The sequence below is a fragment of the Acidithiobacillus sp. TH-A36 genome (genome assembly GCF_057473445.1).
Genome location: NZ_JBYCKP010000045.1, coordinates 1 through 9,584, shown reverse-complemented (window position 1 = coordinate 9,584; position 9,584 = coordinate 1). Strand labels below are relative to the sequence as shown.

Annotated in this window: 9 protein-coding genes, 1 tRNA gene and 1 pseudogene; 1 reads left to right on the top strand and 10 read right to left on the bottom strand. The window is 53.7% G+C overall.

The window, feature by feature from the left end; all coding sequences use genetic code 11:
* Window positions 1–135: 135 nt before the first annotated feature.
* The gene (locus AC2VLY_RS01140) at window positions 136–1,656 is read left to right on the top strand and encodes a recombinase family protein (RefSeq protein WP_486921632.1); all 1,521 of its coding nucleotides are present in this window, start codon (window positions 136–138) and stop codon (window positions 1,654–1,656) included.
* Here AC2VLY_RS01140 and AC2VLY_RS01135 read toward each other — a convergent pair.
* The 10 genes and pseudogenes from AC2VLY_RS01135 to AC2VLY_RS01090 form a co-directional block, all read right to left on the bottom strand.
* Window positions 1,616–1,691 (bottom strand) — tRNA-Glu (locus tag AC2VLY_RS01135). The genes AC2VLY_RS01140 and AC2VLY_RS01135 overlap by 41 nt on opposite strands.
* Window positions 1,692–1,740: 49 nt before the next feature.
* A complete protein-coding gene (gene trhA, locus AC2VLY_RS01130) occupies window positions 1,741–2,400 on the bottom strand; it encodes a PAQR family membrane homeostasis protein TrhA (protein ID WP_486891687.1) in 660 nt (219 codons plus the stop codon).
* Window positions 2,401–2,472: 72 nt separating this feature from the next.
* Entirely contained in the window at window positions 2,473–3,459 is a 987-nt protein-coding gene (locus AC2VLY_RS01125) for an N-acetylmuramoyl-L-alanine amidase family protein (protein ID WP_486891688.1), read from the bottom strand.
* Between the two features lie 114 nt (window positions 3,460–3,573).
* Complete coding sequence (trxC, locus tag AC2VLY_RS01120) at window positions 3,574–4,008, bottom strand: thioredoxin TrxC (RefSeq protein WP_193651163.1); 435 nt, start codon at window positions 4,006–4,008, stop codon at window positions 3,574–3,576.
* 26 nt (window positions 4,009–4,034) lie between these two features.
* Complete coding sequence (grxC, locus tag AC2VLY_RS01115) at window positions 4,035–4,313, bottom strand: glutaredoxin 3 (RefSeq protein ID WP_193651162.1); 279 nt, start codon at window positions 4,311–4,313, stop codon at window positions 4,035–4,037.
* Window positions 4,310–4,735, bottom strand: a complete 426-nt coding sequence (locus AC2VLY_RS01110) for a rhodanese-like domain-containing protein (protein WP_193651161.1) — start codon at window positions 4,733–4,735, stop codon at window positions 4,310–4,312. The genes grxC and AC2VLY_RS01110 overlap by 4 nt, the downstream gene beginning before the upstream one ends.
* A 3-nt stretch (window positions 4,736–4,738) precedes the next feature.
* Window positions 4,739–4,960 (bottom strand): YgaP family membrane protein, encoded by a 222-nt coding sequence (locus tag AC2VLY_RS01105; protein WP_193651160.1) that lies wholly within the window; start codon window positions 4,958–4,960, stop codon window positions 4,739–4,741.
* A gap of 6 nt (window positions 4,961–4,966) precedes the next feature.
* On the bottom strand, window positions 4,967–8,269 hold the full coding sequence (locus tag AC2VLY_RS01100; protein ID WP_486921631.1) for an efflux RND transporter permease subunit: 3,303 nt from the start codon (window positions 8,267–8,269) through the stop codon (window positions 4,967–4,969).
* A complete protein-coding gene (locus tag AC2VLY_RS01095; RefSeq protein ID WP_486891763.1) occupies window positions 8,262–9,341 on the bottom strand; it encodes an efflux RND transporter periplasmic adaptor subunit in 1,080 nt (359 codons plus the stop codon). The genes AC2VLY_RS01100 and AC2VLY_RS01095 overlap by 8 nt, the downstream gene beginning before the upstream one ends.
* Window positions 9,341–9,584 (bottom strand): annotated as a pseudogene (locus tag AC2VLY_RS01090) (TolC family protein); the annotation flags it as partial. The gene AC2VLY_RS01095 and the pseudogene AC2VLY_RS01090, both read right to left, overlap by 1 nt.

Sequence of the window (9,584 nt, the reverse complement as noted above, 5' to 3'; positions counted from 1 at the left end):
GCTCAAATGCTGGCGGAGATGTTGGCGGCTGAGGACCAGAAAAACAGTGCGATGGACAACCCCAAACAGCATGTAGTCCCTCCGAAAACCCGGCATTAGCTTGCTTTAACCGCCCCATCAGGGCGAAAATGAGCCATGCCCAGAGAACAGGCCGTCCTCTATCTTCGCTCCTCCAAAGATCGTTCCGATGTCTCCATCGACGCGCAACGCAGAGAACTCTATGTGCTGGCCAAAGCGCGTGAAATCATTATCGTTGGAGAGTATGCCGACGCTGTAGAATCCGGAAAGGATGAGGATAGACCGGGCTTTCAAAATCTTCTATGCGACCTACGATCCCCAAGTCGTACCTGGAACCTGATCCTGGTCCTCGATACAGCCCGCATCAGCCGCAGAAGGCTGCACGCCGTTATCTTCGAGGAACAGGAATGTCGTCGTCACAATGTTCGCATCCTCTACAAATCCTTGCCGGACGCCGATCCCATTACCGAAATGCTCCTCAAATCCATCCTGCAGGCAATGGATGAATGGCACTCGCTTACCAGCAAAACCAAAGGGTTAGCAGGCATGGCCGAGAATATCCGACAAGGCTATCGGGCGGGCGGGACGCCGCCTACCGGCTATCGAATAAAGCGCATCGAAACGGGGGCTATTCGTGAAGGCGCTCCCGTAACCAAGTCCAAGCTGATCCCCGATGAAAATGCCCTGCAAATACGCGCCTACCTACAAAACAGGGCGCGTGGAGTCAGTCGGAATGATGCGGCAAAGCTGGCAGGAATCTACGGCAAAACGGGGACCACCCTGTTAGGCATTGAAAAAAACGCGATGACCTACGCCGGCCACACGATCTGGAATCGGCATCAGGAAAAAGGGAGCAAGGACTATAGCTCGGTTTTACGAGATGAATCAGAGTGGGTGATTCACAAAAACACGCATGAACCTTTGATTTCCGAAGAGGAAGCACAACAAATCCTGGAAATGCTGGCCACCACCAGCAAGCGAAGAAAACGCAACGGAAACAATTACACCTATATGCTTTCGGGAATAATCTTTGCCCCGAAAGGCGAGGCCTGGTGGGGCGACTGCGGGTACTATCGACTCGGAAAGACAGTTCGTGTGGCAGCGCATAATGTCGATAAGGCGATATTGGAAAACGTCCGCGAGTATGCGACCTCCCCAGCGGTCGCTGAAGCTGTTGCAAAGCACTACCAGAAAATGAGGGCAGAGCAGCAGTACCAAAAAAGGAATTTGGATAAAATTGACAACGAAATCAGGGAATTTGATAAAAAAATTAGCAAACTGGTGGATTATCTGGCTGAAACCAGTTCGCCAGCCCCCATACTCAGAAACATCGAAGTAATGGAAAAGGACAGGGATGCTCTTGTTTCTACAAAAACGGCTTTACTCAACCAGTTAGAAGGCATTTCCGCTTATAAAAACGTCACAACGGCGGTTATCCAAAAGACCTTGAGCAATCTGATCGAAAACATGCAGCAGGAAGCGCCCGAACAGTTACGCGCCGGACTACACCGGCTGATTCAGAAAGTCGAACTCTGCCCGGAAACCTTCCAGGCAACCATCACCTACCAAATCAATCTCACAGAAAGCGGGGGTAAGGTGGTGCTCCCAAGGGGGTTCGAACCCCTGTTACCGACGTGAGAGGCCAGTGTCCTAGACCGCTAGACGATGGGAGCAGGGCCACAGATTATAAGGATCCGACGAATAATAGCAAGTACAATCAGGTCAACCCGCAAACTGCAGGATAGCCCAGAATTGCAGAGCCGTACCGGCAATGACAAAAATATGCCAGATCGAATGGAAGTATTTACGTCGGTCCAACAGAAAGAAAACAACTCCCAGCGTATAGGCAGCACCACCACCCAGTAACAGCCACAAAAACCAGCCTGGAGAGGCGCGATACAAAGGCAGCACCGCAAACACTGCCATCCAACCCATCAGCAAATAGAGCATCAGAGACAGGGTATAAAAGCGCTTTCCGGTGAACACCAACAGTAAAATACCCGCCAACGCCAGCACCCATTCCAGCACCAGAAGAATCATCCCCCAGACATCGTGCAAAACCATCAGGGTCACGGGCGTATAGGTGCCGGCAATCAACAGGTAAATGGCCGAACGATCCACCCATTGAAAAAACAGCTTGGCGGGTCCCTGTGGCAGCAAATGATAGATGGTGGACGCAGCATATAAAATCAGGATGGTAGCCACAAATACCGAAACGCTGACAATGGCCAGCGCCTTACTGTGCAACGCCGCTCCCAGCAACCAGATAATAAATATCAGCAAGGCACCCATGGCTCCAGCACCATGCAGGAGTCCGTTAATCCACTCTTCGAGCCGCGTCTGATTTCTTTCTGTCCGGGGTTCTGTCTGAGAATACTGCAATGTCCACCTATGGTTTTGTCGGCCAACTGCTTAGTTATAACACTTGCCGGTAAAACTGCACAGAAGCTGATCTCAGGCACCCATGATCGGAACGCGCAGATGAGTGCCTGCCGGCTCTTCACCATGAGAAAGATTATTGGCGAGGCGGAGCGCTTCAACACTGAGGCCATAACGACGCGCGACTTCCGAGAGGGTTTCATGATGGCCCAGAATATGATTGGCCGATGACCAACGGCTATCAGTGGGTGGTGCCTTCACAAAGTGGGCAACAATGGCATCGTGCATACTGCGTGCAAGAGTCTGACGAAATTCCGGGTCACGCAGTCGTTGTTCTTCCTGCGGGTTGGAAATAAAGGCGGTCTCGACCAACATGGAGGGTACATCGGGCGCACGCAACACCACAAAATTAGCATGTTGCACGGCCGCATTATGCAGCCCTTCCACCCCCACCAGCCCACGAATCATCACATCTGCTGCCGCTGCCGCTGCATTCATGGCAGCCGTCTGGGTCATATTGATTAATACTTCATTGAGCATGGGATTCGGGCTGCCTGCAGGTAACCTGCTCAGTAAGGGGTCCGCTGCATTTTGGGTTTTCGCCAGCCAGCGCGCTGCGGCATTGCTGGCGCCCTTCCCTGACAATGCCCAGACCGTTGAGCCCCGTACGTCGGGGTCAGGAAAAGCATCCGCATGAATGGAAATAAACAGATCAGCCCGATGTTGCGAACCCAGATGCATACGTGACAACAGCGGAATATATTGATCCGTATGCCGGGTCATGACGACCTGTATCCCCGGGGTTTCGCGCAAACGTTGGGCCAGAGCAAGGCTGACGTCGAGCACCACATCTTTTTCCCGGGTGCCACGCAAACCAACCGCGCCAGGGTCATGGCCCCCATGGCCAGGATCCAGGCAAACCACAATGGGACGTTCTTTCGCTCGGCTGAGCAGAAGGCTACCCGCATCAGCTATTTTCCAGGTTCCGAGCAGAGTTCCACCCAGTGCTAACTGCTGAAGAAATTGACGCCGATTGGAATAAGCTCTGGAAGAATCACACACAACACGCCCCCAACTTGTTTTAAAGTATCAAGTTATAGAGCTAATTTAGTGTTTATTCGAAAGAAGTCAAGCTAGAGAGATGATGGCTTGCCGTTTTACTGGATGAATTCTGCTCTAGACACCCTGAGCAGCAAGCCAGCGCTGAATGTCAGCAGCACCCATGGCACCACTGATCCGCGCGTGTTCCTTGCCGTTTTTGAAAAGAACCATGCTGGGAATGGAGCGGATCTGGAAACGCGCCCCCAAGGACTGTTCTTCTTCCGTATTGACCTTGGCAAAAAGCACGCGGCCACGCAAAGTTCGCCCAGCCTGCTCAAACTGCGGGGCCATACTGCGGCATGGACCACACCAGGGGGCCCAAAAGTCTACCAATACGGGTAATTCATTTTTCTGGATGTACGTATTGAAGCGTGCAGCAGCCAGATTAACCGGGTGGTCGGGTAAAATTTCAGCATGACACTTGCCGCATTTGGCCTTGTCACCCAGACGCTCCTGCGGCACCCGATTCAGGCTTCCACAGGAAGGACAAACTACCATCAATCCCGCCATTTTCTCCTCCCAATACGCCTTGCCGGCTATTCCTGGGGTGCAGCCTGCAGGAGAGCGTCCAGCGCCCCACGATGATTCAGCGCCGCCAGATCATCAGAACCACCCACATGTTGACCATTGATGAAAATCTGCGGTACGGTGTGCCTTCCGTGGGCGCGCTGCTGCATTTCCCGACGCAAGGCCGGGTTGTGATCCACCCGAATGATTTGTGGATTGACGCCCTTACTGCGCAGCAAGGCTTCCGCACGATGACAGTACGGGCAGCTCCCTGTTGCATACATGACGACTTCGGCTACGACTTTCATTTTTCGACCGGTAATCCAGCACCGCGCCAGGCACTAATACCACCCTTGAGACTGTAGATTTTGTCAAAGCCCGCTTTTTTCAGGCTTGCAGCAGCACGCGCCGAACGCATTCCGCTGGCACACTGGCAAATGACATGATGACCACGATGCTTTTCCAGATCTTTCATGTACTTGGGAAGATCCCCGAGGGGAATATGACGGGCACCGGGGAGATGCCCCTGAGCCCATTCATTTTGTTCGCGCACATCAATGACCACAGCTTCTTCATGGTTAATCAACTGAACCGCCGTTTTCGCATCCAATTCACTGATTCCTGCTGCCTTGCGTGTCAGTGGGCCTTTAAAAATCATGACGATCAAGGCTACAGCTGCGAGCAAAAGCGGCCATTGTGCCTGGACGAAGGTGAGAATTTTGGCTTCCATGAATTATCTCCCGCAGGACCCTGAACCCGGTACGCCCAGCTTCAGCAAAATTTTGTCCAGCGGGCAGAAACAAGTGAAACCGCTCTGCAACAAATTGAACCCGACAAAGAGCGTAAATGCCAGAAACCACTCACTGACAAAAATCGGGCTGGCGGGCGCACCCAGAATCACGCTCACCAGAACAAAAAAACCGGCCACCACACGTACCCAACGTTCTGTATTCATTTTCTGTTAAATCCTCTGCGTCTGCTTTTCAAGGCGCCGCTCCCACAAAAAGTATAAAAGCGGAATCACCACCAATGTCAGCAGTGTGGAGGCGAAGGTACCAAAAATCAAGGAAACCGCCAGACCACCAAATACCGGATCGGTCACCATAATGGCCGAGCCGAACATGATGGCCAGAGCCGTCAGCAAAATCGGGCGAAACCGCACTGCCCCCGCCTGCAACACGGCCTCTTCAAGCGCGTAGCCCTGACGCCGGTAATCAATAATAAAATCAATCAACAATAGGGAGTTACGCACCACCACACCGGCCAGCGCAATGACACCAATCATGGAAGTTGCGTTAAAGGGTGTATTCAACAACCAGTGTCCGGGAAACACACCAATCAGAGTCATGGGAATAGCCCCCATGACAATGACCGGCATCATGAAAGACTGATAATACGCCACCAACATCAGATAGATGAACACCAGAGCCACAATGAAAGCGGCACCCAGATCGCGAAACACATCCAGAGTCAGGCGCATATCACCTCCCCAGAGAATCTGGTAGTGGGTAATATCATTGGGCTGGGCAGGCGTGAAGCCGAGATTGCCAGTGGTCAGATGGACACCGTCAATGTGCTGATCATCCAGCCAGTGATTCAGACTCAGAACGGCATACACCGGACTTGAACCAATCAGATCACCGGTCACATAGACCACCGGATGTTGATCCCGGTCATAAATCGGTTTGGACAGAGTGGTTTTCTGGATCTGGACAATACTGGACAAGGCCACCTCTTGGCCCTGACTGTTGCGAATATGCAGATCAAGAATCTGCTGACGCCATGCGCGATCCTGGGGGGGAACCCGCAAAATGATGTCTACCGGTTCCCGCGCTGAAGAATCATGCAAGGCACCGAGCTTGGTGCCCGCAACATAGTCATGTACCAGCTCAGCAACCTGTGCTGGGGCCACTCCTGCGAGCATGGCCTTTTGCCGATCTACATGAATCCGGTATTCGGGCACACTCGCCGTGACCGAATCATCCACGTTAATCATGTCGTACACTTTCCGGAAGTGCTGCTCTACCGTCCCGGCCAACTCCCGCAATTTTTGGTAATTTGGGCCATAAAGCTCCGCCACCACCTGGGCACGCACGGGGGGCCCCGGTGGAACCTCAAAAATCTTGATGACGGACTGGGGATAACGACTGCGCACGCTCTGCAGGGCTTTATACACCTCCACCGCCACAGTATGCGACATGGGGCGCTCATCACGCGGTACCAGATTGATTTGTATCTGGGCGTAATTACTGCCTTCGCGCATCATGTCACCACGTACCAGTCCCGCAAAATCCACCGGAGCAGAACGTCCCAGATAAGTCTGGAAGTTTTCTATGTAATGATTATGACTGAGTACATCCCCTACCGCTTGCGTCACCTGACCGGTGGCATCCAATGCAGTACCCGCAGGCGTATCCACCTGAATCATGAAATCACTGACATTACCTTCCGGGAGCATCTTCAAATTGACACCCATGGCACTGAGGGGGCCATTCATACCCTGAGGACGAACAAACTGCCATAGGGGCATCAACATGGCCAGCAACAGCAATACCACGACAATCAGGAAGAATATATTGCGGCGCCCAGAAGACTCGAGCAATGGCGTCACCACGCGCAAATAGCCCCTTTGTAACGCGTCTTTGGGAGCTTGGGTGCCATCCTCATGTGCTGTTTCATGTTCCGCCTGGGAATGGGTATCTGCCGCCTTGGCAGCCTTCTTGCGCAGAAAACGATACGCACCCCAGGGAACTACCGTATAAGCCAACAACACCGAAGCAATCATGGCAATGGGCACGAAAATCGGGATCGGCAACATGAAAGGACCCATCATGCCGGTCACAAAAGCCATTGGCACAAAAGCCAGAATGACCGCTAACGTAGCAATATTGGTGGGATTGCCAATTTCATTGGTGGCATGAATCACGCAGTTGGCAAAGCCACCCTTGGCACATCCATGCAAATGACGATGAATATTTTCAATCACCACAATGCCGCCATCGACCAATAAGCCCAAAGATAAAATCAGGGCAAACAGCGTGATCCGATTGATGGTCTGGCCCAGCAACCAGCCGATACCCAATACCGCTCCCAGAGTCAGAGGCACCGTCAAGATAACAATACCGGCTTCCCGCCAACCCAGGAAAATCATCAAGATGATGGCTACCACGCCGATGGCGATGCTGAGATGCTCGAACAGGGTACTGACGGCGTCATCGGCCCGGGCACCGTAATCCCGGGTAATGGTGACATGGACGCCCTCTGGCAGCGCTTCCTGTTCCAGGCGCCCGAGCTTGGCCTTGATGGCATCAGCGACAGTGACCGCATTGGTTCCCGGGCGCTTGGCCAGGGTAATGGTTACTGCCGGCATATTTGTTCCGGCCGGCAGCTGCATGCGGTTCGCCAACCCGGCGGTATTACTGATAGCGGTGTGCCCCTCTGCCGCACCCTCCTCAATACGTGCCACATTTTTCAGAAAAATGGGTTGGCCATCATGACTGCCTATAATCACATTGCCCACAGATTGCGCGGAACCCAGAGCACCATTGATGCGCAGTGGAATTTCGTGATTGTCGTTGACCAGATGACCACCCGGCAAAATCACGTTGTTGCCCTGCAGGGATTGCTCGATATTTTTCAGACTGAGACCGGCACTCGCGAGTTTGGCGGGGTTGAGCCAGACATTGACCGCCTGCCTGCCTCCACCAATGAGGGTAGCATTAGCCACATCGGGCACATTCTGCAATTGATCCATCAAGCGGGTGCCCACTTGACGCAAGGCCACAGGCGTCAAGTGTGATGTGCTTAAAGTCACCGTCATGATGGGAACATCATTGATCCCTATGGACTTGACCAGAGGCTGTTCCGTCCCCGGCGGCATTTTGTCCATATTACGGCTGAGCTGGTTGTACACCTCCAGCAGGCTTTTTTCTTCATTGGCCCCCACCTGAAATTCCACGGTGACAATACCCATGTCATTTACGGAGTAACCAAAGGTATGATGCACCCCCGGCAGAGAAGCCATCAGCGCTTCCAACGGGCGGATGACTAAATTGTGGATTTCCTCACTGTTGGAACCGGGGCGCATGACGAAAATTTCCGCCGCAGGAACCACAATCTCCGGGTTATAAAGGCGTGGGGTAACCGTAACTGCCAGGAGCCCGAACAGGGCAATGGCAATCATGATGAGCACGGTAATTTTGGATTGGTAAAAAGACTGGGCCAGCCGTCCGGCCAAATTCATTTTTTGATGCTGATCAGCCATGGGCTGCTCCGGCCTTGATCTGGTCGCCATTGTTGACTGCAGCAAGATTACCCGTCACCACGGTTTCTCCAGCACTCAGGCCGGCAAGAATTTCTACCCCATCTGCTGTTTGCGGACCGGGACGGACCATACGGTAATGGGCGATGCCGTGGGCGTCTACAACAAACACGCCGGGGATGCCAGCACGATCCAGCAAAGCGTTGGCAGGCACTGCAATAATCTGACGGGCTGCCAGCGGGGCCGCAACGGTCACATAATCTCCTGCCTGGAGATGACTATCAGCTGGCAGACTCAGTTTGACGGAGTGGGCATGGGTCATGGCATCTGCCGTGTTGACCATATCCAGCACCGTCGCGGGTATCCGCTGGCCGTCTGCAAGCACGCTGAGCGTCTGACCAATTTTCAGGCTGCGGTATAAAGCACTGCCGGCGGCAAAGCGCACTTCCAGTTGACGGGTATTGGCCAAAGTAAGCACCGGTTGCCCCGGCGAGGCCATATCGCCATTTTGGGCCTGTTTATTGATAATGGTTCCGGAAAACGGTGCAGTTACTCGAGCATAACGCATCTGGGCCTCAGCACTGGCAATACCCGCACGCGCGGCGGCGGCCCGCGCCTGAGCCATGGCATAGGCCGACTTCACCTGATCCCACTGCTTTTCAGGAATCGCCTGCTGGGCATACAGGACCTTGAAACGCTCATAATTGGACCGGGCATCAGTCAGACTGGATTGCGCCTCGGCAAGACCCGCCTGGGCCTGCTGGACCTGGGCCTGCACATCCGTTGGATCGACCTCAAAGAGGAGCTGCCCAGCTTTGACCGCCTGACCTTCGCGCAGATCCAGATGACGAATATAACCACTGAGACGCGAGCTGATTTGCACCTGCTGGGCGGCAGTCACCGTGCCCGGGACCTGACTGTAGGCGGCCATGTTCTTCCCCCCGATCTGCATGACCGGAGCACTCACCCTGTGATGCACAGCCGGGGTCTGGGGAGGGGATTTACTGCAGGCAGCCAAGCCGGCACTGGCCAAAACAATGGCTGATAGCATGACGGTGCGTTTCAAGTTCAACATCAGGAAGCTCCTTCCACGACGGACACCGGGGCCACGTCGACGATTTCTTGCGGATTCAGTTTACCAATCGCCAGCAGCAGTGCAGCGCGCTGGACAGCCTCGGCATAATCGGCCGATACCAGTTCAGCCCGGGATTGATCCAGCTCGGCTTGCCCATGTAACAAGCCGGTAATGGTTTCAACCCCATTTTCATAACGCAATCGCACCAGACGCTGGGATTCTTCCATCTGCTGAACAGCCAGA